We start from the raw sequence: 26,798 nt of genomic DNA on the forward strand, positions 1-26,798 counted from the left end.
GCCTACCTCAGCAGACGCAGCGCAGTCTGCGCCGCGTTGTATCCGCACATGCCATGCACGCCCCCGCCCGGCGGAGTAGACGACGAGCACAGATAAAGTCCCTTCGCCGATGTTTGATACAGCAGTCCCGTCGGCCGGAAGAGAAGCTGACGCAGGTCCACTGCTCCGCCGCCGACATCTCCGCCAACGAGGTTGGCATCCATCGCTTCAAGGTCAGTGGGAGTGAAGACGCGCCGTGCAAGAACGCAGTCGCGGAAGCCGGGAGCGAAGCGTTCGATCTGCGCCTCGATGGCATCGAGGCAATTTACCGTCGAGCCATTGGGCACGTGACAGTAGGCCCATGCGATGTGTCTGCCGTCAGGCGCGCGCGACGTGTCGAAGAGCGTAGGCTGGGCGAGGATGATAAACGGACGCTCGTGAATCCTCCCCTCGGACACGGCTGCCTCCGAAGCGGCAATCTCCTCCATCGTGCCGCCCAGATGAACGGTCGCGGCCCGCAGGCACTCCGCGGCCTTCCACGGAATCGCCTGCGAGAGCGCGTAGTCCACCTTGAAGACGCCAGGACCGTAGCGGTAACGGGTGAGGCGATGCTGATAACTCTGCGTGAGCCCGTCGCCCGCTATCCGGAGCAGTTGGCGCGGCGTGAGGTCGCACATCGTCACATCGCAAGGTGGAAGCTGCTCCAGACGCTCGATGCGCGTGGAGGTGTGAATGCGTCCGCCGAGAGTTGAGAGATAACTCGTCAGCGCATTGGTGATGGCCTGCGCGCCGCCCCGCGGAATGGGCCATCCCACAGCATGAGCGGCTGCTCCTAGGATGATGCCGAACGATGCGCTGAGCGATTGGTCAAGGCGCATGACGGAGTGCGCGCAGAGCCCGCCGAAAAGCGCACGTGCGCGCTCGCTACGGAAACGTCGTTGGGCAACGTGAGACGCCGAAGGCAGCGCATCGATAGCGAACTTTGCGAGAAGCGATGGGCCGCGCGGCCAGGAGGGCAGAGGCCGCAGAATATCATCGGCAAACCCCGCCCAATGCGACGCAAATGGTTCCATCATCCTGCGCCACGCGGCCCCGTCTTCGCGCAACTCAGTCAGCGCATCGTCGAAGCTGCGTTCGAGCAGGACTGCCGTTCCGTCGTCGAGAGGGTGTGCGAGCGGCGCGGGCGAATGAATCCATTCCAGGCCGTAGTTTTGCAAAGGAAGGGAAGTGAAGAACGGCGAGCCGGCAGCCATGGGATGCACGGCCGAGCCGAAGTCATGGTGGAAGCCGGGAAGAGTCAGCTCCATGGTGCGCGCAGCCCCGCCCGGTTGCGTCTCAGCCTCAAAGACCTCGACCTCCATACCTGCCTGGGCCAAAGCGATGGCCGCTGCGAGACCGTTCGGTCCAGCACCGATGACACACGCCTTTCCGGAGCGGGGATGTTGTATGTCGCGGTCGATGGGAATTGGTCGCATACGGCTATCAGGTTGGATGCGTGTTCCGAGCAACACCATTATGGCTCAGGCGTTTGAATCGTCGGCTCCATCACGATGCCGATCCTGCCTTCGGGGTCTTTGGCAAGCGTCGGCGCGTAGGTGCCCAGCAGCGTGCGATGCCACCAGATGCCTTCGGCTCGCTTCTCGTCCATGCTGCTGAACCAGTATTGCCACAGCACAGCGCGCACCATCTGCGGAGGCTTGTCAGGAAATGGATCTCCAGCAAAAAGCTCAAGCACATCAGGGTCATTGTTCAGCAGCGCCTCTTCCGTGCGCGGCACAATCGGATACTGCGTCCATGTGCCGAGCGACGCGAACCATAAGTTCCAGTCGAACCGAGGTTGGTACGGCGCATAGATACCCGGCGGCTGCTTCACGTCCTGAGGTTTGTAACGAAATGGATACGCCGTCCACGTCACACCGTCGTTCGAACCCTGAAACTCAATCTCGTAGCGGTTCGGCGTCATCACGGCGAAGAGGCCGTATTGATTGGCAATTCGAAACGGGTCAAGCGCAGCGATAGGGCTTACGGGCAAGGGAATCGAGCGCCACGCCATCTGTAGCAGAGGCACGGTGGTGTCGTAGAAGACCCAGCTCAGCATGACAGCGATGACCGCAAGACGCAGCGCGCGAAGATGCTGTGCGAAGTGTTCACGCAGGCCCCCGTGCGACGGATCAGCATCAGCAACCTCCATTTCGGGAGCGGGTGCATCAGCAACATGCAGTCCGTCGAGCCATCGCGACGGCACAAAGCGCACGAGGAAGCGGTCATCGAGCAGCAAAAAGCCCATCGCCAGCACGATGTAGTTCAGGAAGGCATAGTTTGCCGTGAGGATGACGACAATCTGCCACGGCGTTGCGATGAGAAAACACACAATGCGCCATTTGCGCGGCAGAAACAGCATCCACACAATGACAAGCTCAAGCGCGAACGTTGCCACCACGGTCGAAGCGTGAAACCAATGCGGCAGATGCTGTACGTACCAGCCGATCCACGTGGGCAGCGGGCCGTTCTGGTAGTACTGGTCCATCGCGGTCAGGTGCCGCCACTGTGGGTCTCCACTGGCGAGCTTCACCACACCCGACTCGAAGTAGATGCGGAACCACTCCCACTGCAACAGAAAAAGACTGGCGCGTGGCGCGAGCGAGGCGCACCCCCAGCCGGGAAGAAATCCACCCGGCGCAAAGAACAGAGCGATAAACCCGGCTTCGAGCAACATGCCGTCGGACTGATAGCCCGAAAAGTCTCCCGCTGCCGCGACGAAAGAAAGAAAGCAGACGAAACAGGCCACGAGCATCGCGCGCGGCCAGATGTTCAGGACTACGAGCAGCGATGCCGCGATGCCGACCCAGCAGAGCGCCATCAGCATGTGCGAGCTGCTCGAAAACCACAGCAGCGTAGGCGCGAACCAGAAGCGCAGCGGCCCCAGGCTGCGCTCCACCGAAGCCAGGTACTCCGATGCGGGCAGAATTCCTTCCGGTCCGATAAGCCCGCGAATTTGGAACACCAGCGAGTAGAAGGCCGAAAAATAAATCAGCCCGAGCGCACGCAGAAAGATCCATCGCGCGACATAAGCATCCCGTGGACCCTCTTCGGGAGCGAACCAGTGGCGAACGAGCTGTACGGCGCGGTTCATCTGCGTCCGAGATTATAGTTGCCGCGTATATATTCGGTGAGATGCATTCTCCTCAAATCAACCAGGCGCCTGCCTTCCGTGCTCGAACCGGAAAGGCCATAGCTTTGTCGTGCCTGATGTAGCTCGTCTGCGCGATCACATTCGTCCGCGCGTGCGCGTGCCGGACTCATGGCACTAGCCCGTCGGCGCAAGCCTGTCGATGGAGATCGGCTATCAGCGCGCCGTCTACTCGCCCGACACGTGGACGTGGGAGATTCGCCCCATCATCGATAAGACACTCGGCCGCTGGTACTTTGCCGTCAACCCCGCGCTCGAACGCACATGGCATGGCCACGGAGTGGCCGACGGCCTCGACTTCGCTCCCGGCGTCAAGGCAGGGTACGACTTCACCAAGATCGTCAACGCAGGCATCGAGTATTACGCCGACTATGGCCGCCTGGGCCGCCCCGACTCGTTGCACGACCAGCAGCAGCAGATCTTCGCCGTCACCGACCTGAATGTCTCGCCGAAGTGGGAGATCAACTTCGGCGTAGGCGTAGGGCCAACAGCAGCCACGGACCACCTGATCGTCAAAGGCATCCTCGGACGAAGGTTTAGCTGGGGAAGACACCCGGCAGGGAATTGATTTGGGAATGGAAGGAAGGTTGTGGCGAGGGAGGGATTCATATTCCTGCTGTAAGTATTTGAAATATATATGGTGCGTGTGATGGTTCCGGCGATGATGCCCCCAGAAATACACCCATGAAAATAAATTTCGGGCCGCGCTGCAAACCTGCCCATTGTTCCATATTTTTGTCGCCTTCCCTGGAGGCGTGAACGTCTTCGCCGCCGCAACTCCCATCATCGTTCTGCCTCTGAAACGAAGCGCAAACGTAGTCCTGCAATCGAGAGACGTGGCTACCCTGGCGTAGAGGTGGCCAGAATCGCCCTGCACGGCGTTGCAGACGGAAGAGGTAGAGGGAGGGAGTCTCGCCCCGTTTCAACGGCGTTACGGCGGCGTTACAGCGAAGCCATGAGAGAAGCTGGCCGCGCTGTCCGGAAGGCTTGAATTGTCCGACACCCCCGGTCCCCGCGATGTCATCGACGCATCGCCGTCTCTCACATGGCGGAAAATTAGAAAAAAATAGAGGTGCGCAAGCCGAGGCGAAGACTACCCCAATAGTTGAAGGCTGACGCTGCGAGGTGCTATTCCAATGCGGACTGGCGGATGCGACTGTTATATCGGTCACAAAAGGGGTTTCCCGTGAATCGTTGGCTTAGTTATCTCCTGTTCGCGTTCTCTATCGCTGCATCCGCCCAGGCTCCACACATGAAAAGCGGCTCGGCTGTCTACATTGAGCCGATGGATGGGTACGAGACGTATCTCGCCGCCGCCATTGCAAAGAAGCATGTCCCCTTGGTCGTCGTCGCGGACGAAGATAAGGCGGACTACATCATCAGAAGCAGCATCAGCCAAAAACGGCCAAGTCAACCGGCAGTCGTCGTCAACAACACGACCAACGTCAACAGCAACAGCTATCCCAGAGTTGGTGGGTTCCCGAGAGCAGGGTATGGAAGCAATTTTGGAAGCACCAGCGCAAGCATCTCCGTTGTGGATGTTCATTCATCGCAGATCGTCTTTGCGTACTCCGTGGGCAAGGGTAGAAACACAAACCAGATTCAGAGCACTGCTGAGGCGTGTGCCAAGCACCTAAAAGAATTCATCGAAAAGTCTGGGAAGTGACGTTCACCAGACGGGAGCCTCTGCGCCTCTCATGCGAGCTTTACCGGCGTCGGAATCGACGGCGAGGATATACGTTGCACGGGCCTGTCAGCTTGCGGTCCTCGATTTGCAGTTCCAATCTCTTCACCTGCAAATCGTGAAGCCGCATCCGCGCATCACGATGTCGCGCCTGCAAATCGTGAAGCTGCTCCTCAATAAGTAATCTTGTGGCGGCGAGGTTGGGTGAGTCGTCTTCTTCTAAAACGGCGAGTAGCTGTGAGTTACGCTTTTCATCTTTGGAATGCTCAAGCTGCGCTCGAATGCTGGCCTTCACCGCTTGCCGCTCTGACTCGTCCATGCCAACCTCCAGTGTCGTAATGCACATAGGTTAACATACCGTTGCAGTAAGTATCATTGTTTGTAAGCGATAGCCTACATGAAGACGAATATAAGGCGAAGTGCGCGAGGCGCGAATGGAGGATGGGCTATAGGCCCGCATTTCCGTTGACGCGCTCCACGCGGAGCTTGCTCTTGCGGCAATCAAGCGGGTCGCCCTGGTGGCGAACGTATTCGTTTCTGCGTGCGGCCTTCATAATGAAGCGTTTCAGTTCACGGTATCCGATTTCGTCGCCGATGATGGTCCAGGCGTGCAGCTTGCCCTTTTTCCCCGCTACACGCCACCGATGCTCGGAAGCACGTTCAAAGTCGTCTTCATCAACGATGGCAAAGAGCGGAGCACTGCCGAAAGGGTGAGCGTCAAGCGGAAGCAGCCGGGCACCAGCGGGACATACAACCTTTGCCGCGCGCTCTTTGTACATCTCTACGCGCGCCGTCCAGACCTGCTCTGCCGTGACGGGAACAATCGGCGGAAGGACAATGGGGTCGTGGCGATTGCTGTGCCGTACCCTTGGTCCCGTCTTGGTTTGAATGAGACGGGGACGCGGTGGAACGATAGTTTGAGCGGCTTTTGGAAACATGCTTTTACTCTCTGCGGGAACAAATGAGGTGTGCTCTGCGATTGTCACCTTACCTGCATTCCCGTCTTCACGTCGTACCAGGCGTGACCGTCATCGGAGCCAATCTTGTGATTGTTCGGCCCGGTGGCATAGTGCTTGAACTTTCGTTGCGAGGCGACGCGCTGTTTCGCTTCACCTGCCGTCTTCGGATAGCTGGCGGCGGCCTCTGCACTTGCCACAGCGCGCCCAAGTCGCACGGACGCCGCCGTCTGTGCCGCTGGCGTCTTTGCCTTGCTCAAATCCTCCAATGCCTGTACGCCGTCGGTAGTGGTCATGGCGTTCACGAACGGACGCATGGCCAGCCGTTTGAGAATGTCGAACTTCAGGCTGTGCATTCCATAGCCATGAACCGGCACCCCACCCGTTCCGATGTTGGAGGACGCCCTATCCAGAATGTCGGCGGCTTGACGGAGGTGGGCTGCCTCCTCCGGAGAGAATGCGCGCGACAGCACGCCTTCGCGGTCCAACTCATTCAGCCGCGAAACAAGCCTGAGGCCAGAAATTTCCGTGGGTACTCTTTCAAGCCCTGGAGCCTGGAGAGATGCAGGCGTTCCGGAAGTCGAAGAGTTGAGCGCGTCCGCTACATCTCGAATGGCGTAGCCCTTGGCCCAGAGGCGGTTTGCCTCTGTGAAGTTTTGATAGAGAGGCGTGCCAGCCAACGCCTGCTCCATCGCATCGTTCATCGCCCGAACCTCATTCCCGATGTTGTAGCGGACAGCGGCATCACTGGAAGAGCGCGCCATCTTTTGCAACTCGGAGCGGATTTTCATGTAGGTAGTAATGGGCTGTTCGGTTTGAATGTTCTTGAGCGTCAGTTCTCCGGCGTCGATCATGCGCTGAAAGCGTTCGGGTGACACATCCTGCATCGTGACAGGGTTGCCATCGCTATCAACGTATACGTCGCCGCCAACACGGTCGGACAGATCGAACCCATACTTTTTTGCTCGCCCAATCGCCTGATTTACAAGCCCGTTTACTCTGTCGAATCCGTCCGGAACCGTCGCAAGAGAAGCGTCCATCGCCCGGTACATCGGGCGCGCCTTGGCAAACGTTGCTTCTGCGGCGTCTTTCATGGCTCCGCCAACTTCTTCCTTTCCAGGACCAGCGAACCCCGATGTACTCTGAGCCACATTACGAATCACCTGCTTCACCCGCGCCTGCTGCGCGGCGGAAAACTCTCGGAACTTCTGCGAACCCATGCCCCCCGATTTCATGCCCCTTTGGGCGTCGTTTACGTTCATACCGGCAAACTGGGTTTTCGGGTTCACCTCTCCGGCAAGCAGTGGCACGGGTTCGCCCGCGACTTTTACAACCTTAGGACGCAAAGCATCCACCTTGGCGCGAATATCCCTCAGCGAGCCTTTGGCGCTGTCGAATACCTCTCCGCCCACGGCTCCGGCAACAATCGGCGCGGCGAGTTGCCCGATGGTGTACGCGGGATGCTCCCGAAGCTGTTGTGCTGTGCCGGAGGCGAGCGCGTTCAATTCATTGGCCGATTTTGCCATGCGACGGCCAACAGCAGTTTTTTCCGCACCTGGAGCAAGGGGAGCCATTGGCGCTGTCGCGGCATCGCCAACCAGCTTTGCCATGCTCACGGCGGTATCGACTGGATGAAGGATGACGTTTCCAAGCGCGTTTACAGCACCCAAGGCAAGGTCTCCCACGGTGGCCTCCCCGGAGCTGACACCATTCTTCTGCTCTTCCGTGAGCGGCTCAGTGTGCGCGAGAATACGATCCTTCCAGGTGGCAGGAGGGGATTGAGGCCGCCGCACACCGATACCCTTCCTCTTGAAATATGCAATGGCCGCAGTTTTATCCGTACCATCTGGGAACTGGTACGTCTTACGATCCGGTCCTTGAACGGTGACAGGCATTATTGAAACCTCCTGAGAAAGGGTTGCAACTCTTCCGTAGTTCTGTTCCGTGTCGTTGCGGGAACTGTTTCACTTCGTACAACGTTAGACTCCTGCTATTTGGCACGCCTGATGATTCTCGAAATGATGGCGGCCTGCCACGGTTTACCAGAGCGGGCGTAAAGGCCACGCCCATTCAAGCTGGCCGCAATCTCACGGGAGGTAAGGCGGTTTCGTCGCAACTCGTAAATCAACTCCAGCGTGGCACGTTCGGCGCTGTAGTGTCCATAGGGCTTTTGCCCTTCGCAGCGCCCGTAAATGCGACGCGATAGCTCCCGGCCTTTGCGGAGCCGTTCCACGAGTCGCCGCCGCTCAACTTGGAGAAACGCGTCGAACAGTTCCGAGGCGTCGGTTGCGTTCGGGAGCTTTTCGTTGGCAGGCGTTTCATAGGCAGGTTTCGTTGTGATGATGGGCACGGGTTTTGTTCTCCTGAAAATTATTTGAGGCGGTCATAGGTGGCATTCCTATTCATCGTGAATAGGGGCGGTCTCAACATTCGTGACATCAGTCGCGCCAGTTGCGCCACATAAATTGTTTGGCGCGAATGGCGCGACTGTGGTGGATGTGGCGCAACTGCGCAGTTTCCATGTGGCTGGCTGGCCGAATCCTCCTCTGCGGGACTCAACGTCTGCCGACTTCATCGCTCGCTGAACGGTTCGCCATGCGAAGCCGGAACCTTCGGCTTGACGCTTGACCTCTTTTACAGGGAGTGGACCACCAGCCAGAAGCTCTCGCAGGAAGGTCACTGCATCGCGCGCTTCATCATCCTGTCGCTCTGCGTCATCCAGCAATGCACGTGCTGTGCCTTCCAGCGCTTCACCCCAAAGGATGACTGATGCGCTGATGCCTGAGTTCGATAGTTCGTTTTGTTTAATGCCGTAGACGTATCCGCCGCCATCCGGACCAATGTTTGACTTTGCACGTGCAAGGAAACTGGTCGCAGGCGTATCTTCTTCCGCTTCGCGCTTGGCAGTTACGAGAACCACGCGGGCCAACGCGCCGAAGGCAAGCGAGCCGGTGATACGCTCGACAGGTTCGCGTCCTCCGGTATTCTTTGAGAAGTGTGTAATGCCGAGCAGGGCGCAACGGGTTGCCTGTGCCAAATCTACGAGCGGTTGCAGTCCGCGTCGCACCTCGGCATTTTTGTGCGAGTCTCCCGCCACTGCGCTAACAAGAGGGTCTACCACGATCAGGCGCAGGTCTTCGATGCCCGCCAGTGCTCGGCACAGACTCTCCGTATCGTGTGCCGGGTCGAAAGGATAAATGTCTCCTCCCTCCCGCACCCCGGTTACGATATGCACGCGGCTCATGTCAGCGCCTGCGGCTAGCAGGCGTGGTGCGAGCGTGTCACTAGGATCATCCTCCCCTGACCAAATAACTACACTCCCGCGTTGCGCTCGCGTGCCGTCTGGCCATCGCCCGCCAGTGGTAACGGTGGCTGCCAGATCGAGCGCAATGGTCGTTTTACCAGTGCCCGGCTGGCCACCGATGAGATGCAGCTTGCCAGCGGCCAGCCATCCGTTCCAGAGCCAGTTCACGGGCGCGATGGTGATAGCATCACCCCGCTCAAGCACGGCTAAGGGCAGAGCACGGGATGCTTCCGGCATCCCCTTCCTCACCCGCGCCAAACTCAACACCTCATCGGCCCCCGCCGAAGGATGGAGAGTCAGCCAGTCGGAGCAATCGCCTTTTTCGGGGAGTCCCAGAGCGTCCACCTGCACATGCTCGACACTGCATCCGATGGACTCAAGCAGGTCTGTTACCTCGCCCATGTACTTTCGGCCTGCACTGTCGTTATCTGGCCATAGAATCACCCCACGGCCTGCCAGGGGCGACCAATCCGCATGGCTGGCAGTGCTAGTGCTTCCCGATGTAACCGCCACAAGGTTCAGGGAGAGAAGCGCGTTCGCATCCTTTTCTCCCTCCACTACAAAAACGGACGCATCCGGGTTTGCGTTGACCGCCAATAACCCATACAGCGGCCAACCTTGCTCCGGCTTCTCCGGCCTCCTCAGAACGAACGCATCACCGACTTCAGACATCATGCGGAAGGCTTTACTCCCATTGCTCTGCATGATGCGGAGATTGGAGAATGCCAGCGTGCCATCGGGGTTACGGTACTCATAGACATTCTCCAGCGTCCCGATATTGCGCGTGAGCCTTTCGGCGGCCTGCCGTATACTCTCCATCAGCGTTCCTCCCATGCGCCGAGGCGTTTTGCAGCTTCGACAAAGCCCACTCGCGCACGGAGGCGGTAGAAGGCGAGCACATCCCCGCCGTGAGCGTCACATACGAAGCAGCGAAACGCTCCCGTGTGGATGTTCACTCGAAGCGAAGGTTCATGATCGTTGTGAAATGGGCAGAGGGCAGAACGCCACTTGCCAGCACCTCTCAACTTCAAGCCTTCAGCCCTGTAGAAGCCGAGCGCTAGAGGAAGAAGGGCCTTGTTGAAACGGGAGGCAGGGCACCACCCGCGTGGTGTTACGATTGTCTTCATCGACAAGTCCTTTGTGGTTGACCCCGGCTGCAACCGGGGTTTTTCTATTGGTGCTTTAGCTCCTCGCCGAGGCAGCGACGCGCTGGCGAAGCCAATTGTCGATATCCCCATCAGGCCAGCCCACCGCGCGCGCGCTGAGTTTGATTGGGCGGGGAAACTGTCCCTTAGCGATCAGCTCATAGATAGCGCTGCGAGATAGTCCCACACGGGCCTGTACGCGAGGCAGGCGAGAGCAGGAGAGCAAGCCCTTCTGGTAGTTTTCATTTTGCTCGACCACGATTTATCCCTCCTTCTTTACGCCACGACTATGGAATGCCGTGGACACTGTGCGTAAACTACCGAAATGGCATTTTCAGGCAAAAAGATAGCGTCTACATCGCGTGACGCGTTTGCGCTGTTGGTCCCCGCTTCCTCTGAAGCAGGTGCAGATGGAGAGGTCATCTCTGAACCGGAAGTAGGAACGGCATGGGTACGCCGTTTTACCGATCAGGATGTGAAAGGAGCAAAGAAAAGGCTGTCTAAAATAGAATTGGCGCGATTCTCACGCCTCGTCACTGCGAAGGATGCGCTGGAACATCCGGGGTCGTTTCCGGAGGCGTTGAGGCGCATCATGCTCCACTATGGCGAAGTGGAGTATCGTGAGAAGAAGGCTAACCTTTCGCCAGAGGCCCTACAGGTGGGAAAGAACATCGCGGGTGTAGTAGGACTCTCTCCGGTTGATTCCTACATGCATCTTGTGGGGGAGGCTGTAGGCTTGCGTGCCCGCCAGGATGCAAAGCGATTTTTTGCGCGGGAGGCCGCTAAAGCGTTCGCATTGGCGATGTGGGTGTTGTGGCTGGAGAATGGCTGCATTCGTCCCGCCGTATATTGCCTAGATGAGAAAACCGCTCTTTATGGGCATGAATTTTTCTTCCCGTCGATTGGGGGATGTAGATACATTCTTTGTCGGGGGTGTGAGAAAGTGTTTTTTCAGAATGATCCGCGAGATTCTTATCACAGCAAGCAATGCGGCAATAAAACGCGCCGCGCCAAGAGTCGTAACCTCCGAAAGGATGGCTAAGTTATTCGATCATTTGTGCAGGACTACGCCGCTGTCCCTTTCATCGGCAACACCTTCCCGCGCTGCTGCGTTTCCAGATAATCGCTCCACCACTGCATCATCTTTGTTCGCTGGTCCAGGTAAAGCGCGTGGTTGTACGCCGCGCTGACGGCATTGCGTGGGGCATGTGCGAGCTGTAATTCGATGTGCTGATGATCGAAGCCTTGCTCGTGCAAGATGGTTGAAGCGATGCCCCGGAAGCCGTGGGCGGTCATGCGGCCCTTGTATCCCATCCGCTCCAGGGCCTTGAGAATGGTGTTGTTGCTCATCGGTTTCTTGTGGTCGCGCTCGCCAGGGAACAGGAGTTCCTTCTCGCCTGTCAGCGGGCGAAGCAGTTCAAGAGTCTCAAGCGCCTGTTGCGACAGTGGAACGATGTGCGGCGTTCGCATCTTCATCCGTTCGGCAGGGATGTTCCAGCGCTTCGCCTCGAAATCGAACTCCTCCCACCTTGCCCCGATCAGTTCGCCGGTACGCACAAAGGTGTGAGCGATCAGCTTGATGGCCAGACGGGTTGCCGGCGTTCCCTGATAGACCTCAATCGCTCTCAACAGGCCGGGGAGTTCCTTTGCATCGATTCGTGCATAGTTGGTCTTCGGAGTGGACTTTAGAACATCGGCGGGCTTGATATCGGCTGCCGGATTCCGCTTGCAGTAATCATGGGCGACGGCGTAACGAAAAATCTGCCCAAGCGTCTCCAGGACACGTTTTGCGATGTCGTTTACACCTCTCTCTTGAATGCCCTTCACCAGCCTCACAAGCGCGGGGGCTTCAATGCTCGCTATCGGCGCGCTGCCAATGGCAGGGAAGGCGTCGGCCTTCAACCGGCGCATCACATACTCAGCGTGGCGCTCGCTTTTCCCGGCAGACCAATGCTTATGCCACTCCTCTGCAATCTTCTGGAAGGTCGTTTCTGTTGCTATCCGCAAGACGGCCTTCTGGGCCTTCCGTTCTGCCATCGGGTCTTTTCCTTCAGCCATGAGCTTCAGAGCGTCCGCGTGCCTCTCTCTCGCGGCCTTGACCGAGATGTCGGGATATTGGCCGAACGTGATAGTTTTTTCCTTGCCACGATAGCGGTACTTCGCCCGCCAGAACTTTCCGCCAACAGGGGTGATTAGGAGATACAGCCCACGACCATCCGCCAAACGCCGTGGCTTCAAGCCCGCCTTCGCATTTTTGATCTTCGTTTCAGCCAATTTCATGAAATACCCCCACCTGAAAAGTTTCGTTACCCCCAAAATACCCCCAGCGGAAGGAGGCTTCTAGGGGACGCTGGCGGACGCCCGCAGCACGAAACATAGCGTATTTCGAGGCTGATTACAAGATGTGGAGGGAAGATTGGACGCCGCTGGACGGCTCTGGAAGGTGAAATGGCGGAGAGGGAGGGATTCGAACCCCCGATAGCCTTGCGACTATGTCTGATTTCGAGTCAGGTGCATTCAACCGGGCTCTGCCACCTCTCCGCGCTGCGCCGGGCGGCGTGCGGTACATCGTCATTATACCGCACGCTGGCCGGCGAAAAAATCCTCGCAGCGGAGAGAAAACTTCAGCGGTTGTACTGCGGTGCGGGCCCTCGCAGCTCACGCCACACGTCGTCGCAGCGTGTCACTGCGTCCGTCGAGAGCGGGCCTTCTTCGGCGGCGGCGAGAGTCTGGTCGAGCTGCTCCAGCCGCGAAGCGCCGAGGATGACACTGTCGATGGTCGTGTGGTGGAGCATCCAGTTCAGCGCCAGGCTAATCATCGATCGCTTCTCGTCAGCGGCCACCACCTTCAGCCGGTCCAGCGCGTCGAAGTCCTGCGGGTGCCAGTAGCGGTCCTGATACATCTTGTTCTGGTCAAAGCGCGTGCCCGCCGCAATCGAGTCGCGCGAGTGCTTGCCGGTCAGCAGGCCGCCGGCGAGCGGGTTGTACGCTACCACGGAGACACCCATCTGTTTCGCCATCGGTAGAAACTCCTGCTCAACGCCGCGCGCCAGCAGGTTGTACATCTGTTGCGCGACCGTGGCCGGGCGGTAGCGGTTCCTCTCCGCCAGCGAGAGCATCTGCACCACCTGCCAGCTTGCGTAGTTCGACACCGCCGGATACCGGACCTTGCCCTGCTCGACCAGCCTCTCCATCGCCTCCATGCTTTCTTCGATGGGCACGTCGTAGTCCGGCTGGTGGAAGTAGTAGAGGTCAACGTAGTCCGTGCGCAGGCGGCGGAGGCTCTCTTCAATCGCGGTCATGATCGCGCGTCTGGAAAGACCGCTCTGCTCCGGGCCATCGCCCATCTTGCCTCGAACTTTGGTCGCGAGGACGACTTCGGAGCGTCGCTGCCCGAGCGCCTCGCCCAGCATGGTTTCAGCCGCGCCTGCCTGGTAGATATTCGCCGTGTCGAAGAAGTTGACACCCGCGTCCAGACAGCGGTCCACCATGTTGCAGGCGTCCTGCTGGCCAGTCTGCGCGCCAAACGTCATGGTGCCAAAGCAGAGTCTCGAAACGGAGAGGTCGGTTTGTTGCAGTGTGCGGTAGTCCATGTTTCTCTCAGACGACGGAAAACTCTCGCTTTGCTTAAGGTCGCGGGTTTACCCATGCCGTAAATGTTGAATTGATCGTTGGGGCTTTAACCCCCGAGGGCATCTTCGCGGACTGAGCCAGAACTTTCCTACGCGCTTTCCTTCAGCGCGAGCGCCATCTTCTTCGTCGCGCCCAGCAGTTCGGCGATCAGCTTTCTCTGGCGCGTCTCATCCATGCGGATCAGCGGCACGGAGATGCTGACCGCAGCTTCCACGCGCGAGCCGTGCGAGAAGATCGGCGCGCCAATGCAGATGCCGCCCTCGGTCGCTTCGCCGCGGTCGAAGGCATAGCCGGTCTGGCGCACCTGCTCGAACTCCGTGAAGATAGAGCCGTGGTCGGTGATGGTCTTCTCGGTTCGTCGAAACAGGCCATAGACCTCAACCAGCCGGTCGATCACGGCGCGGTCCTGAAACGCCGTAATCGCCTTGCCCATCGAGCTGGCATAGGGCGGCAGAATGCGTCCAATCTTGTTGATCGCGCGAATATCGTGGAAGCTCTCAATGCTGTCGAGCACCGCGATGTGGTCCTCGAAGAGGAACGAAAGGCTGGTTGTCTCGTTGAACTGGCGCGCCAGCTCCACCAGGTGCGGATGCACAAGATCGCGGATGGCATTGGCCCGCTGGCGCAACTGGCCATGCAGTACGCGCGGCGCAAGCTTGTAGGAGCCGTCGGCATTTTGCTGTAGGTAGCCGCGAGACTCCAGCGTGACCAGCAGACGAAACAGCGACGACTCCGGCATGTCGGTGCGCTGCGAGATCTCCTTGAGAGAGTAGGCGGAGAAGGCGTCCGGAAAACACTCCAGCACGTTCAGCGCGCGTCCCACTGCTCGGGATAGGTATTGGTCGGAGGAAGACTTTTCCGATTCGTCGGTGGTCTTGGCCTTGGGGCGGCGGCGGCGGGTTGTCGAGGGCGGCATGGGTTGCGATTCTCCGGCCAGACGGTCGGGGGCGAACGCTGGATGAAGCTCATTCTATCTACGACCGGTCTAGTTTTCAATAATTACGATGATTGCCAGTTTTATCTCGCCGTCTCATCTGTCATCTCTTTTTGTATCAGTAGTTGTTACGGAGCGCCCATGACCAGAACAGGCAGGCATGTGTGAAAATATAGGAAATTGTGATTGACAATTTTCATTTACAGCGAGACTATCTCTGGAGAGTTGCTCCATGCCCCAGGACACCGCACACGGTCTTCGATGCTTCATCATCGCGGACGACCTTACCGGAAGTTGCGACGCTGCCGTTCATTTCGCGGCGCGTGGAGTGTCGTCAAAGGTGGCGATCGATTGGCGACAGCCGCCATTGGAGCCTGCCCCGGTCGTTGCCGTCAACACCGATTCGCGCACGATCGCCGAGGAAGAAGCGCGGCTTCGCGTCAGCGATGCCTTGCACGCGGCAAGAGGCCGATACCAATTCACGTTGAAGAAGATCGACTCCGCGCTGCGCGGCAACGTTGCAGTTGAAGTACACGCGGCGGCGGAGGCGATGGCAAGCGAGGTTATCTTCGTCGCGCCGGCGCTGCCCGTCCTGAACCGCCGAGTGCGTCAGGGCGCGGTCATCCTGCCTTCCGGCGAGCAGATACAGCTTGCCCACGCGCTCGCTCCGCTGCCGATCGTCACAGTTGCAACGCATGATCTGGTCAACACGGAATCTCTGCTCGCTCGTCTGCATCACGCTGCCGCGCAGGGTGTCCGGTATGTCTGCTTCGATGCCGAGTCGGACGCGGACCTCGACGCAGTCGTTGCGCTCGGTCTGGCGTGTGAACAGCGCGTGCTGTGGGTCGGCTCCGCAGGCCTGGCGGCGGCGATTGCACGAGCCTCCGTCGGGACACAGGTGGCGCAGGTTGCCGATCTGCCTGCGGGCGAAGGGCCGGTGCTGTTCGGCGTCGGCTCGGACCACGAAGCGACGCTGGAACAGGTCAAGAGATTGAAGCAAGATGGCCTGCTGTACGAGTGCTCGTTGGACGCGCTCTCTGCCCCGCTCTCCGTCGCCGCGTTAGGCGAGGCTGTTCACAAACACCATAACGTGTTGCTGCATATTCCGCGCAGCGGAATCAAGCCCACGCAGATGGCCGCATTTGCCGCTGCCGCGCCGTTCAGGGCATTCCGTGGACTTGTCCTGACGGGCGGCGACACCGCGGCAGCGTTTCTCCATGCAGCCGGTGCGCATACGCTTGAGGTCGCAGGCGAAGTCATGCCGGGCATTCCCATCTCAGTCGCACGCGGCGGCACGGTCGATGGCGCGAGAGTGATCACGAAGTCCGGAGCCTTTGGCGAAGCGAACGCCTTCGCGCACTGCGTCGAGTACCTGCACGGGCCAGTCTCGGTCGCAGGCGAAAGGTCGTGCCGGTGAGCGAGAGAAAGCCGAGAATCGCAATCACAATGGGAGACCCTGCGGGCATCGGTCCGGAGATATGCCTGAAGGGGCTCCGCGATCCCGCGCTCTACGCGCAGGCCGAGTGGACCATCGTCGGCGACCGGGCGCTGCTGGCTGCGGAGGTAAAGCGATGCGGCCTTGAAGCGATACTCCATCGCGTCGAACTCGTCGACCCCGGCGTGCTGCACGGACACACGGTGCAACCCGGCAAATTGTCATCCGAGTGCGGCGCGGCCGCCGTCGAATATGTGCGTGTGGCGACCGAGATGTGTCTCAGCGGCAAGACCGACGCCATGGTGACCGCGCCGCTCAATAAAGAAGCTGTCACACTGTCCGGAAGGCAGTTCAGCGGCCATACCGAATACATCGCAGAGCTTTGCGGCGCCGAAGAGCCGTGCATGTTGCTCTCGAATGAAAAGCTCTCCGTCGTCCACGTCAGCACGCACGTCTCGCTGCGCCGTGCCACCGAGCTAACGCGCGAGCGCATCATCCGCACCATCGAACTCGGCCACGAAGCCATGCGCTGGATGGGGCGCGAACAACCGCGCATTGCGGTCTGCGGGCTCAATCCGCACGCAGGCGAACACGGCCTCTTCGGGCGCGAGGACGAAGAGACCATCCGCCCCGCGATTGAAGAGGCACGAGCCAGAGGCATCCTCTGCGTTGGCCCCACAGCGCCCGACACGACCTTTCTCGACGGCGTGCGCGGCAAGTACGACCTCGTCGTCGCCATGTACCACGACCAGGGACACATCCCCATGAAGCTCATCGACTTCGAGCAGACGGTCAATATCTCGCTCGGCATTCCAATCATCCGCACCTCGGTCGATCACGGCACCGCGTTCGACATCGCGGGGCAGAACAAAGCCGATGCGCGCAATATGGAGTCCGCGCTGCGCATGGCGCTCAGAATGGCCCGAGGCCGCATCGCCGAAGCGCGCGCTGCCACGCAGGCAGAGGTGCGGCGATGAATCACGCTCTCGCCGTCGAACTCTCCATCGTCGCGGCGTATGTAGCCGTGCTGGTCGGCATCGGCATCTTCTTCGCGCGCCGTCAGACCTCGACCGACACCTACTTCGTCGCCAGCCGCTCCGTGCCGGGCTGGGCAATGGGCATGTCGATGTTTGCGACCATCATCACAGCGGTCACGGTCATCGCATATCCGGGCGCGTCGTATGCGGGCAACTGGTCGCTGCTTGTACCAGGATTCATGGTGCTGGGCGTGCTCGCTGTCGCAGGCGCAATCATCATTCCGTTCTTTCGCCACGCGGTCGGCATGAGCGCGTATGAGTACTTCGGCAAGCGGTTTGGCACCGGCGCGCGCGTCTACTCCTCGCTCGCCTTTGCCGCCGGACACTTCTCGAAGATGGGCGTCGTCCTCTATCTGCTCGGGCTCACCGTAGGCAGCATGACCGGGTGGAGCGTCTACGCCATCATCTGCGTCGTCGGCGCGGCGACCATCCTCTACACGCTCATCGGCGGAATGCAGGCGGTCGTCTGGACCGATGTGGTGCAGGGAATCGTTCTCTGGATCGGTATCTTCATCGTGCTCGCCTATCTGTGGATGCTGACGCCCGGCGGAGCGCGCGCCGCCATTGCGCTTGCCGCGGCGAACCACAAATTCAGCCTGGGCAGCATGTCGCTTTCGCTCTCGAAGCCCACGGTGCTGGTGTTGTGCCTCTACGGCTTCTTCTTCTATCTGCAGAAGTACACCGCAGACCAGACGCTGGTGCAGCGGTATCTCATCGCCCGCACTGACCGCGAGGCCCTGCGCGGCGTCGGCCTTGGCGCGTTGCTGTGCGTGCCCGTGTGGGCGCTGTTTATGCTCATCGGCACACTGCTGTGGGCGTTCTACAGGCTTTCAGGAGAAGCCCTTCCAGCAACCCTCAAGAAAGCCGACGAGATATTCCCCTATTTCCTCAGCACGCACGTCTCGCCTGTATTTACGGGGCTGTTTCTTGCGGCACTGTTTGGCGCGGCCATGTCGTCCATGGCCTCCGACCTCAACTGCATCGCAGTCGTGGGCGTCGAGGACTTCTTCCGCAGGCTGCGTCCCGACGCGACCGACGCGAAGGCGCTGCGTGTGGGCAAAGTGATGGTCGCCATCTTCGGTGTGCTGACCATCTTCTTCGCAGTCGAGCTTGCAGGCTCAAAGGGAACCGCGCTCTCGCTCTACTTCACGATTACGAGCATCGTCGCCGGCGGACTGGCGGGGCTGTTTCTGCTGGCCTTTCTCTGCCCACGCGCAAACCCGCGCGGCGCCTGGGCCGGCATCGTGCTCAGCCTGCTGGTCACGGCATGGGCAACGCTCACGCTCGATCACGGCAGCATCGTGAATCTGGGCCGATGGAACTACCCGCTCAACAGCTACATGATCGGCGTCATCGGGCACATCGTGCTGTTCGTCGTGGGCTACATCGCGAGCCTCGTCCTGCGAGGCGAAGGCTCGCGCGAGTTGACATTGTGGGGCTGGCTGCAGCATCGGCGAGAGACGGCCCTTGCCGAAGCAAACGCGATTGCACAAAAAAGTTGAACGAAGATTTACCGGCACGTTTTAGTTCGTTGCCGTTCTGGAAGGACAATATGAACCGCTTACTGAAAGCAACCAAGGCGCAAACAGGCAGCCCGATTCTCGGGGCCGCAGCGTATTCCTACGATCCCATCTTCATCGAGGTCGCTGCTCGCATGGGCTACCGCGCCGCGTGGATCGAGATGGAGCACGGCTTCATCACCTTTGCCGAGGCGGCCGACCTGTGCCGCATCGCCTCCGGCCTCGGCATGGTGACGATGGTGCGCATCCCCGACGCGCGCCGCGAAAACGTGCTCAAAGCCGCCGAGTGCGGGCCCGACATCATCGACCTGCCCATGGCCAACTCCGCCAAAGACCTGGAGCAACTCGTGCGTTTTGCGAAGTTCCGTCCGCTGGGCGAACGCGGCTTCTTCAGCGTCTCTCGCGCGCTCGAGTACGGCATCGACGTGAACATCTCGGATGCGCAGCAGCAACTGAACGGCGAACTCTGCCTGATGGCGCAGATCGAAACCGTCGAGGCGCTCGAGAAGGCCGAGGAGATCTGCTCGGTTCCCGGGGTAGACATCTTCATCGGCCCCGCCGATCTTTCCGCCAGCCTCGACGTCCCCGGCCAGACCGGACACAGCAAGGTCTACGCAGCCGCAGGCAAGGCCATTCGCATTGCGAAGAGCCACGGCAAGCTGGTCGCCGTCGGTTCCGCGCCCGAGGACTTCGAGTTTTACGTGTCGCAGGGCGTGGACCTGCTCTTCTGCACCAACAACATCGCAGCCATGAAGATCGGCGCGCAGACGGTGATGAAGCGAGCCCTCGCCGCCATGGAGAAGGTTGTCACCTAGGTTGCAGGTTCCTCGATTAAACGAAGCCGTAGAAGTGCTGAAAAATCCTCAGGCTCTTTCTGGGGATGAGTGTGGGGCTTTAGAGGGTGCTGAAAAAGTCAGTTTTGCTTAAGGGCACGGCTTCAGCCGTGCCGCTAACGCTGCAAAACCAACGCGGCTTTAGCCGCTGAGGTACGCTTTCTTCCCGGCGAGACACTTTTTCAGCACCCTCTTCAGCCGACTCTGAGAGGATACGAGGTCCCGTTGCCGGGCATGTTGTTGGCGGTCAAGTCTACCGGCTCGCCCGTCTGTACGCGGAAGGTGAGTGACGTGGACCATCCGCCCACGAACACGTGAAGTTCTGCTGGGGACAAGCCTGGTCGGCAACAGCAGCACGCAACCTACCGTGCTGGCCGTCCACATACACGACCATTAAAGAAGCTCCGAGGCAGAGAACGGAGCGGCGGATAGAGTTGACTCGAAAGACCTGGCGTCCCCGACGGGATTTGAACCCGTGTTATCGCCGTGAAAGGGCGGTGTCCTGGGCCGGGCTAGACGACGGGGACGGTGCTGAAGAATCCGGGCAGCGGCCCGTTTTCATCGTTCTCATCATCATAACGTGCCGTGGTGCCGATACAACAGAGTGTCGCCCCCACCACGTCATCTCGACCGGAGGCGGCGCTTTTGCCGCCGCAGTGGAGAGACCCCCGTATTCCTCCAACTTCAGCCTCGATGCATACCCTTTCCACACCCTCTCTTCGTCCCCGGCCCTCACAACACCACGGAGCGCACATTTCATCGCCGGTAAGAAGTCACGCCCACCGCGCCGCGTGCGATACGATGGAAGACTGCCTGCCGTTCTGCTGTCGGCCTCATTCACCGCATGTCATCCATCGCGCCCCGCTACAAATATCTCGACGCACTCACCACGGCCTTCGTCGTCATCCTGCTCGTCTCCAACCTCGTCGCGCAGAAGATCTGCATGATCGGCCCATTCGCCATCAGCGGAGCCATCCTCCTGTTCCCCATCACCTATATCTTTGGAGACATCTTCACCGAGGTCTACGGATTCGCCGCCTCTCGTCGCGCCATCTGGCTCGGCTTCTTCGGTACTGCGCTGCTCTATGCCATGGCCGCTGCCGTCATCGCGTTGCCCGCGGCCCCCGGCTGGCGCAACCAGCAGGCGTTCACCGCCGTCTTCGGGTTCATCCCGCGCATCCTCGCCGCCAGCCTCGTCGCCTACTGGTTCGGCGAGTTCGCCAACTCCTACACCATGGCGCGGCTCAAGCTGCTCACCAACGGCCGCAAGCTCTGGACCCGCACCATCGGCTCGACCATCGTCGGCCAGGCCGTCGATACCGTCCTGGTCATTGTCCTCACCTTCGCGGGTACGGCGCCGCTTCGGACAATTCTCAACCTCATCGCCTCCACCTATCTGCTCAAGGTGGCCTACGAGGTGCTTGCCACACCCCTCACCTACCTGGTCATTCACTGGCTCAAGTCTGCCGAAGGGGCCGACGTCTTCGACCGAGACGAACGTTTCAACCCCTTCTCCTTCGCTCTCCGCGGCCAGGCCGAACCCTCTGATTCCTGAATGGATACTCCTCTGTCCCGCGTCCGACCCAGTCCGGCTGGCAAGACACATTTTTCGTTTACAAATTGCGACTCTTAGGAAACAGGCCACATCTAAAATGGAATCGAAGCTGTCTTGATGGATTGCGTCTACCGCCGGACCGGCAGAACCATACGTTCAAACGTTTGGCTGTGCGGCGTTCCGTTGTTTTAGACCTATGGTATCCAAGCCTGTAGTTTTTGAAGGAGAAGTTCAGTGCCACAGATTCTGACCCCCCGCCGCGCCTTTGCCCTTGCTGCCTGCGTCATCGCCGTCCTCGCGACGGGCTGCAAATCCGAGCCTCCCACCGCGGCTGCGGCCTCCTTTCAGGCGATGCCCGTGAAGGTCGAGCCCGTCACGCTCGCGCCCGTGCCCACCTCAGACACCTACGTCGCCACCATCAAGAGCCGCCGTTCGGCCACCATCCAGCCTCAGGTGGACGGCAATCTGACCCACATCTTCGTCAAGTCCGGCGACATCGTCAAAGCCGGCCAGCTCCTCATGCAGATCGACCCGCTCAAGCAACTGGCCACCGTCCAGTCGCAGCAGGGAACCCAGGCACAGAAGAAAGCCGTCTATCAATATAGTGAGACCGAGCTCGAGCGCCAGCGTAAGCTCTACCAGGCGGGCGTCACCTCCAAACAGGCGTATGACCAGGCCGTTCAGGCCTATCAGAACGCCAAGGGCGACTACGACTCCAGCGCCGCGCTCACCAACACGCAGCGGCAGCAGCTTGCCTACTACCGCATCCGCGCGCCGTTCGCGGGCATCGTCGGCGACATCCCCGTCCACCTCGGCGACTACGTCTCCGACACCACGATCCTCACCACGGTGGACGAGAACAAAGACCTCGAAGCCTACATCTACATCCCCACCGAGCGCGCCGCCCAGGTCCGCAAGGGCCTTGCCGTCGAAATCCTCGACACCAACGGCGACTCGCTCGCCAAATCCAAAATCAGCTTCCTCTCGCCGCAGGTGGACAACGGCCTCCAGAGTATCCTTGCCAAGGCCGAAATTCCGCGCAGCGCCGAGTTGCTCCGCAACCAGCAGCTCGTCAAGGCGCGCATCACCTGGAGCACCGCCCCCGCGCCCGTCGTCCCGGTGCTTGCCGTCACGCTCGTCGGCGGCCAGACGTTCGTCTACATCGCCCAGCCCAAAGGCGACGGCTACGTCGCGCATCAGGTCGCCGTCACCGTCGGCGAGACCGTCGGCAACACCTATCCGGTCCTCAGCGGCCTGAACCCCGGCGACAAAGTCATTCTTTCGGGTCTGCAATTTCTTCAGGAAGGTGTTCCTGTCAAACCCCTGGGCTAGCCACAGGGCGGCAGTCTCTGCGGCGCTCATCCCGCTCCGCGTCAAATTGGTTCACGCTGCAATCCGGGGCCTGCATCCGGACATGAGGTAAATCGTGTTTGTAGACTTCTTCATTCGCCGTCCTATCTTTGCCACGGTCTGCGCGCTGCTCATCGTCCTTGCCGGCGCCGTCTCGATTCCCACGCTGCCCATCTCGCTCTATCCGCAGCTTGCGCCGCCGCAGGTCGTCGTCACCAGCAACTATATCGGCGCCAACTCCAAAGACGTCGAGGCTGCCGTCACCACCATCCTCGAACAGTCCATCAACGGCGTCGAGGGCATGCGTTACATGTCCTCCACCAGCTCCAACGACGGCACCTCGGCCATCACCGTCACCTTCCAGACCGGCTACGACCTCAACATCGCCGCCGTCGATGTGCAGAACCGCGTCGCCTCCGTGCAAGGTCGTCTGCCCGCCGCCGTCAAGAACACCGGCATCACCATCACCAAGGCCAACTCGAACTTTGTCTTCGCCGCCGGCTTCTACTCGCCCGACCACTCTCTCTCGCCCACCTTCATGTCGAACTACCTCGACGTCTACGTCAAGGACGCACTCAAGCGCGTCCCAGGCGTCGGCGACGTGCTCATCTTCGGCGAGCGCAAGTACGCCATGCGCATCTGGCTCGACCCCACCAAGCTCGCCGCCCGCGGCCTCACCGCACTCGACGTCACCAACGCCCTCGCCGAGCAGAACGTCGAAGTCGCCGCTGGACAGCTTGGCCAGCAGCCTGCCGACGTCCACCAGCAGTTTCAGATGGTCGTCCGCGTCGCCGGCCGTCTCTCCGACCCGCGCCAGTTTGAAAACATCATCATCAAGAACAGTCCCGCGACCAACGGCATCGTCCTGCTCAAAGACGTAGGCCGCGCGGAGATCGGCGCCGAAAGCTACAGCACCGACCTCCGCTACTCCGGCAACGAAGCTGTCGGCGTCGGTGTCCAGCAGCTCTCCAACGCCAACGCGCTCGACGTAGACAAGAAGTGCAAAGCCGTCCTCGCCGACCTGCAAAAGAACTTCCCGCCGGGCATGAAGGGCATCGTCGCCTTCGACACCACCACCGTCATCGGCGAGTCGGTACACGAAGTCCTCATCACCATCATCGAAGCCATCATCATCGTGGTCATCGTCATCTTCCTCTTCCTGCAGGACTGGCGCGCCACCATCATCCCCACCATCACCATCCCCGTCTCGTTGATAGGCACCTTCGCCTTCATCAAACTCTTCGGCTTCTCCATCAACTCACTCACCCTCTTCGGCATCGTCCTGGCCACAGGTCTCGTTGTAGACGACGCCATCGTCGTCATTGAGAACGTGCAGCGCCACCTCTCCGGTCACGCCGCGCCGAGCAGACCGCCCGAAGCCGGCGAAGAAGGTGAAGACCCCTACGCGCCCGATGCCCTCACTCCCGAGCACTCCACCGGCCGCGCGATGGAAGTCACCACCTCCGACCCGCACAAGGCCACCAGCATCGCCATGGCCGAAGTCACCAGCGCCGTCATCGCCACCTCGCTGGTGCTCATCTCCGTCTTCATCCCCGTCAGCCTCTTCCCGGGCACGACCGGCATCCTCTACAAACAGTTCTCGCTCACCATCGCGTTCTCCATCGCCATCTCGGCCTTCAACTCGCTCACGCTGTCGCCCGCGCTCGCAGCCATTCTCCTGCGCGCCGAACAGAAACGCACCGGCCTCATGGCCCTGCTGCTCAATCCGGTCGAGCGACTCATCCAGTGGATCACCCGCACCTACGCGAAGATCGTCACCTTCGTCGTCATGCGCATCAAGTATGTTGTGCTGCTGGTCTTCTTCGCCGCGCTCGCCTCCACGGCATTCATGTACACGCACGTGCCCACGGCGTTCATCCCGCAGGAAGACCAGTCCTACTTCATGATCATCATCCAGACGCCGCCGGGAGCCTCGCTCAGCTACACCAGCGAGTTCGGCGACCGTGTCGCCACTGCGGTGCGCAAAAACGACGGTGTCCTTGGCACGTTCTCGGTCATGGGCTTCTCGCTCGCGGGCGGTAGTTCGCCCAACTTCGGCATCATCTTCGCCCCGCTCAAAGCCATCAACGAGCGCACGAAGATGGGCCCGCAGTTCACCGCGCGCGCTATCGTTGCCGACGTAGGTCCCAAACTCTTTATGATCCCCGGCGGCATCGCCTTCGCCACCGAGCCGCCCGCCGTCTCAGGCATCGGCTCCGTCGGCGGCTTCCAGTTCATCCTGCAGGATGGCGGCCGCAACACCTTCAACGACATCGACCGCGTCGCCCACACCATCGTCGCCAAATCGCGTATGCCCGGCTCCGGACTCGCCGGCCTCAACACCACCTTCACCGCCAACGACCCGCAGATCATCGTCACAGTCGACCGCGAGAAGGCCAAGTCCATGGGCGTGCCCTTCGACCAGATCACCGCCGCACTCGGCACCTTCATGGGTTCCAGCTACGTCAACGACTTCGACTACAACAACCGCTCCTACCGCGTCTACGTCCAGGCCGACCAGCAGTTCCGCATGACCTCCAAAGACCTGCGCCAGTACTACGTCCGCTCCGACTCCGGCCAGATGATCCCCATCGACAACCTCGTTAACATCACCGAGTCCTCCGGCCCACAGGTCATCAACCACTACAACATGTTCCGCTCGGCCGAAATCGACGGCTCGCCCGCGCCCGGCGTCAGCTCCAGCGAAGGTCTCGCCAACATGGTCAAGCTCTTCAACCAGAGCAAACTCCAGGGCATGACCTACTCCTGGACCGGCCTCGCCCTCGAAGAAGTCGAGTCCGCCGGCAAGACCGTCATCATCTTCGGTCTCGGCCTGCTGGTCGTCTACCTCACGCTCGCGGCGCAGTACGAAAGCTTCAGCCTGCCCTTCATCATCCTGCTCGCCGTGCCCATGGCCGTGCTCGGCGCGCTCTTGCTCATCGCCGCGCGCGGCTACACCGACGACGTCTACGTCCAGATAGGACTCGTCATGCTCATCGGTCTCTCGGCCAAAAACTCGATCCTTATCGTCGAGTTCGCCGAACAACTCGTCGCTCAGGGCAAGACCGTCGTCGAAGCAGCCATCGAAGCAGCCGAACTCCGTCTGCGCCCCATCCTCATGACGTCGATCGCCTTCATCCTCGGCGTCACCCCGCTCTACTTCGCCACCGGCGCAGGCGCCTACGGACGTCACTCCGTCGGCACGGCCATCATCGGCGGCATGACGCTCTCGACCATCCTCAACCTCATCTTCATCCCGGTCCTCTACGTCCTGCTCAAGTCATTCCTCGCCCTCTTCTCGCGCAAATCGCGCACACCCCAAACCGAACTCGCACGCTGAGCGTCACCACTTTTGTTGCTATTCCCCTTGTTGTTGTCCTTCCCGAAGGGAGTCTGCGGTTCAAATCGCCGACCCCCCTTTTGTTGTCATTCCCCTTTTTTGTTGTCATTCCCGAAGGGAATCTGCGTTTGTTTCTGGAGTGAGCCACAAACGCTCGGGTGCCCCATCCATCGCGCTTCTGCGATGGGTGGGAACGCACACATTCCCGCGCCCCCTTTTGCATTTCCATTCCGCTCTCTTTTGCATTTCTATTCCGCCCCCTTTTGCATTTCCATTCCGTAGCGCAGCGGAGGAATCTGCTGTGTCCGGGACTCACCCCAAACCCTGTCAACCCCTGAAACAACCAAACCGCCACACTACCAGCCACTTCCCCGTGGCGGTTTAGTTTCCTCCACTTGCTAAACTTTAAGTAGGACTACTAACTCTGGATGACGACGAGGATTCCCGCTTCCAGATGCGCCAGGCCTTCAGGCTTGGCCCTCTATCTCCCCCCGCGAAATGAATGGGCTTTAGGGGGTGCTGAAAAAGTCCGTTTTGCTTAAGGGCACGGCTTCAGCCGTGCCGCAAGTACCGCAAAATCAACGCGGCTTTAGCCGCTGAGGCACGCCTTTCTCTTCGCCAATGACCTTTTCAGCACCTCTTTAGCCCCTGGGGTATGATTTTCACGAAACGTCTGGTCCGCGGACACAGCCAATCAACGCCGCGGATCAAAAAGCGCCAAAGGCCCAGGTCAAGATCGCAACGAACCCAAAGGGCTGAAAGAGGGTGCTGAAAAAGTCAGTTTTGCTTAAGGGCACGGCTTCAGCCGTGCCGCTAACGCTGCAAAATCAACGCGGCTTTAGCCGCTGAGGTACGCTTTCTTCCCGGCGAGACACTTTTTCAGCACCCTCTGAAAGCCCGACA

Annotated in this window: 22 protein-coding genes and 2 tRNA genes; 10 read left to right on the plus strand and 14 right to left on the minus strand. The window is 60.1% G+C overall.

The window, feature by feature from the left end; translation table 11 throughout:
- Positions 1-2: 2 nt before the first annotated feature.
- A complete protein-coding gene (locus VFU66_RS02740; protein ID WP_326444700.1) occupies positions 3-1,454 on the minus strand; it encodes a phytoene desaturase family protein in 1,452 nt (483 codons plus the stop codon).
- Positions 1,455-1,492: 38 nt separating this feature from the next.
- On the minus strand, positions 1,493-3,112 hold the full coding sequence (locus tag VFU66_RS02745) for a lipase maturation factor family protein (RefSeq protein WP_326444701.1): 1,620 nt from the start codon (positions 3,110-3,112) through the stop codon (positions 1,493-1,495).
- Positions 3,113-3,311: 199 nt separating this feature from the next.
- On the opposite strand from VFU66_RS02745, the gene VFU66_RS02750 reads away from it, so the two are divergent.
- Positions 3,312-3,737: a hypothetical protein gene (locus VFU66_RS02750; protein WP_326444702.1), complete on the plus strand. Its 426-nt coding sequence runs from the start codon at positions 3,312-3,314 to the stop codon at positions 3,735-3,737.
- A gap of 618 nt (positions 3,738-4,355) precedes the next feature.
- Complete coding sequence (locus VFU66_RS02755) at positions 4,356-4,835, plus strand: hypothetical protein (protein ID WP_326444703.1); 480 nt, start codon at positions 4,356-4,358, stop codon at positions 4,833-4,835.
- A 40-nt stretch (positions 4,836-4,875) separates the two neighbouring features.
- On the opposite strand, the gene VFU66_RS02760 is transcribed toward VFU66_RS02755, so the two are convergent.
- The 7 genes from VFU66_RS02760 to VFU66_RS02785 form a co-directional block, all read right to left on the minus strand.
- Complete coding sequence (locus tag VFU66_RS02760) at positions 4,876-5,172, minus strand: hypothetical protein (protein ID WP_326444704.1); 297 nt, start codon at positions 5,170-5,172, stop codon at positions 4,876-4,878.
- Between the two features lie 127 nt (positions 5,173-5,299).
- Positions 5,300-5,791 carry a hypothetical protein gene (locus VFU66_RS02765; protein ID WP_326444705.1) on the minus strand — a complete coding sequence of 164 codons (492 nt, stop codon included), beginning with the start codon at positions 5,789-5,791 and terminating at the stop codon, positions 5,300-5,302.
- A gap of 44 nt (positions 5,792-5,835) precedes the next feature.
- The gene (locus tag VFU66_RS02770; protein ID WP_326444706.1) at positions 5,836-7,494 is read right to left on the minus strand and encodes a hypothetical protein; all 1,659 of its coding nucleotides are present in this window, start codon (positions 7,492-7,494) and stop codon (positions 5,836-5,838) included.
- Positions 7,495-7,799: 305 nt separating this feature from the next.
- On the minus strand, positions 7,800-8,159 hold the full coding sequence (locus tag VFU66_RS02775; RefSeq protein WP_326444707.1) for a recombinase family protein: 360 nt from the start codon (positions 8,157-8,159) through the stop codon (positions 7,800-7,802).
- 48 nt (positions 8,160-8,207) lie between these two features.
- Positions 8,208-9,932 carry an AAA family ATPase gene (locus tag VFU66_RS02780; protein ID WP_326444708.1) on the minus strand — a complete coding sequence of 575 codons (1,725 nt, stop codon included), beginning with the start codon at positions 9,930-9,932 and terminating at the stop codon, positions 8,208-8,210.
- Positions 9,932-10,351, minus strand: coding sequence for a CHC2 zinc finger domain-containing protein (locus tag VFU66_RS15730; RefSeq protein WP_414649364.1), 420 nt, complete (start codon positions 10,349-10,351; stop codon positions 9,932-9,934). The genes VFU66_RS02780 and VFU66_RS15730 overlap by 1 nt, the downstream gene beginning before the upstream one ends.
- Positions 10,296-10,517: a helix-turn-helix transcriptional regulator gene (locus VFU66_RS02785; RefSeq protein ID WP_326444709.1), complete on the minus strand. Its 222-nt coding sequence runs from the start codon at positions 10,515-10,517 to the stop codon at positions 10,296-10,298. The genes VFU66_RS15730 and VFU66_RS02785 overlap by 56 nt, the downstream gene beginning before the upstream one ends.
- A 66-nt stretch (positions 10,518-10,583) precedes the next feature.
- Between VFU66_RS02785 and VFU66_RS02790 the strand changes: the two genes are divergently transcribed.
- The gene (locus VFU66_RS02790) at positions 10,584-11,300 is read left to right on the plus strand and encodes a hypothetical protein (RefSeq protein WP_326444710.1); all 717 of its coding nucleotides are present in this window, start codon (positions 10,584-10,586) and stop codon (positions 11,298-11,300) included.
- Positions 11,301-11,323: 23 nt separating this feature from the next.
- Here VFU66_RS02790 and VFU66_RS02795 read toward each other — a convergent pair whose 3' ends face one another.
- The 4 genes from VFU66_RS02795 to VFU66_RS02810 form a co-directional block, all read right to left on the minus strand.
- Complete coding sequence (locus tag VFU66_RS02795) at positions 11,324-12,538, minus strand: tyrosine-type recombinase/integrase (RefSeq protein WP_326444711.1); 1,215 nt, start codon at positions 12,536-12,538, stop codon at positions 11,324-11,326.
- A gap of 169 nt (positions 12,539-12,707) precedes the next feature.
- Positions 12,708-12,799: transfer RNA gene (locus tag VFU66_RS02800), tRNA-Ser, on the minus strand.
- Positions 12,800-12,882: 83 nt separating this feature from the next.
- Positions 12,883-13,851, minus strand: a complete 969-nt coding sequence (locus VFU66_RS02805; protein ID WP_326444712.1) for an aldo/keto reductase — start codon at positions 13,849-13,851, stop codon at positions 12,883-12,885.
- A 128-nt stretch (positions 13,852-13,979) separates the two neighbouring features.
- The gene (locus VFU66_RS02810) at positions 13,980-14,807 is read right to left on the minus strand and encodes an IclR family transcriptional regulator (RefSeq protein ID WP_326444713.1); all 828 of its coding nucleotides are present in this window, start codon (positions 14,805-14,807) and stop codon (positions 13,980-13,982) included.
- Between the two features lie 250 nt (positions 14,808-15,057).
- Here VFU66_RS02810 and VFU66_RS02815 point away from each other — a divergent pair, with 250 nt between their 5' ends.
- Genes VFU66_RS02815 through VFU66_RS02830 form a run of 4 tightly spaced genes read left to right on the plus strand, consistent with a single transcriptional unit; the run spans position 15,058 to position 19,632 of the window.
- The gene (locus VFU66_RS02815; RefSeq protein WP_326444714.1) at positions 15,058-16,242 is read left to right on the plus strand and encodes a four-carbon acid sugar kinase family protein; all 1,185 of its coding nucleotides are present in this window, start codon (positions 15,058-15,060) and stop codon (positions 16,240-16,242) included.
- Positions 16,239-17,237, plus strand: a complete 999-nt coding sequence (pdxA, locus tag VFU66_RS02820) for a 4-hydroxythreonine-4-phosphate dehydrogenase PdxA (RefSeq protein WP_326444715.1) — start codon at positions 16,239-16,241, stop codon at positions 17,235-17,237. Before VFU66_RS02815 ends, pdxA begins: the two co-directional genes overlap by 4 nt.
- Positions 17,234-18,799 carry a sodium:solute symporter family protein gene (locus VFU66_RS02825; protein WP_326444716.1) on the plus strand — a complete coding sequence of 522 codons (1,566 nt, stop codon included), beginning with the start codon at positions 17,234-17,236 and terminating at the stop codon, positions 18,797-18,799. Before pdxA ends, VFU66_RS02825 begins: the two co-directional genes overlap by 4 nt.
- A 50-nt stretch (positions 18,800-18,849) precedes the next feature.
- Positions 18,850-19,632 carry an HpcH/HpaI aldolase family protein gene (locus VFU66_RS02830; RefSeq protein ID WP_326444717.1) on the plus strand — a complete coding sequence of 261 codons (783 nt, stop codon included), beginning with the start codon at positions 18,850-18,852 and terminating at the stop codon, positions 19,630-19,632.
- A 467-nt stretch (positions 19,633-20,099) separates the two neighbouring features.
- Here VFU66_RS02830 and VFU66_RS02835 read toward each other — a convergent pair.
- A tRNA-Glu gene (locus VFU66_RS02835) sits at positions 20,100-20,177 on the minus strand.
- A gap of 317 nt (positions 20,178-20,494) precedes the next feature.
- Here VFU66_RS02835 and VFU66_RS02840 point away from each other — a divergent pair.
- The 3 genes from VFU66_RS02840 (at position 20,495) to VFU66_RS02850 (ending at position 25,895) form a co-directional block, all read left to right on the plus strand.
- Positions 20,495-21,205, plus strand: a complete 711-nt coding sequence (locus VFU66_RS02840) for a queuosine precursor transporter (RefSeq protein WP_326444718.1) — start codon at positions 20,495-20,497, stop codon at positions 21,203-21,205.
- 234 nt (positions 21,206-21,439) lie between these two features.
- On the plus strand, positions 21,440-22,537 hold the full coding sequence (locus VFU66_RS02845) for an efflux RND transporter periplasmic adaptor subunit (protein ID WP_326444719.1): 1,098 nt from the start codon (positions 21,440-21,442) through the stop codon (positions 22,535-22,537).
- Between the two features lie 94 nt (positions 22,538-22,631).
- Positions 22,632-25,895: an efflux RND transporter permease subunit gene (locus tag VFU66_RS02850; RefSeq protein WP_326444720.1), complete on the plus strand. Its 3,264-nt coding sequence runs from the start codon at positions 22,632-22,634 to the stop codon at positions 25,893-25,895.
- The last annotated feature ends 903 nt before the right edge of the window (positions 25,896-26,798 follow it).

Origin of the sequence: Edaphobacter sp. (genome assembly GCF_035763405.1) — a bacterium.
GTDB lineage: Bacteria > Acidobacteriota > Terriglobia > Terriglobales > Acidobacteriaceae > Edaphobacter.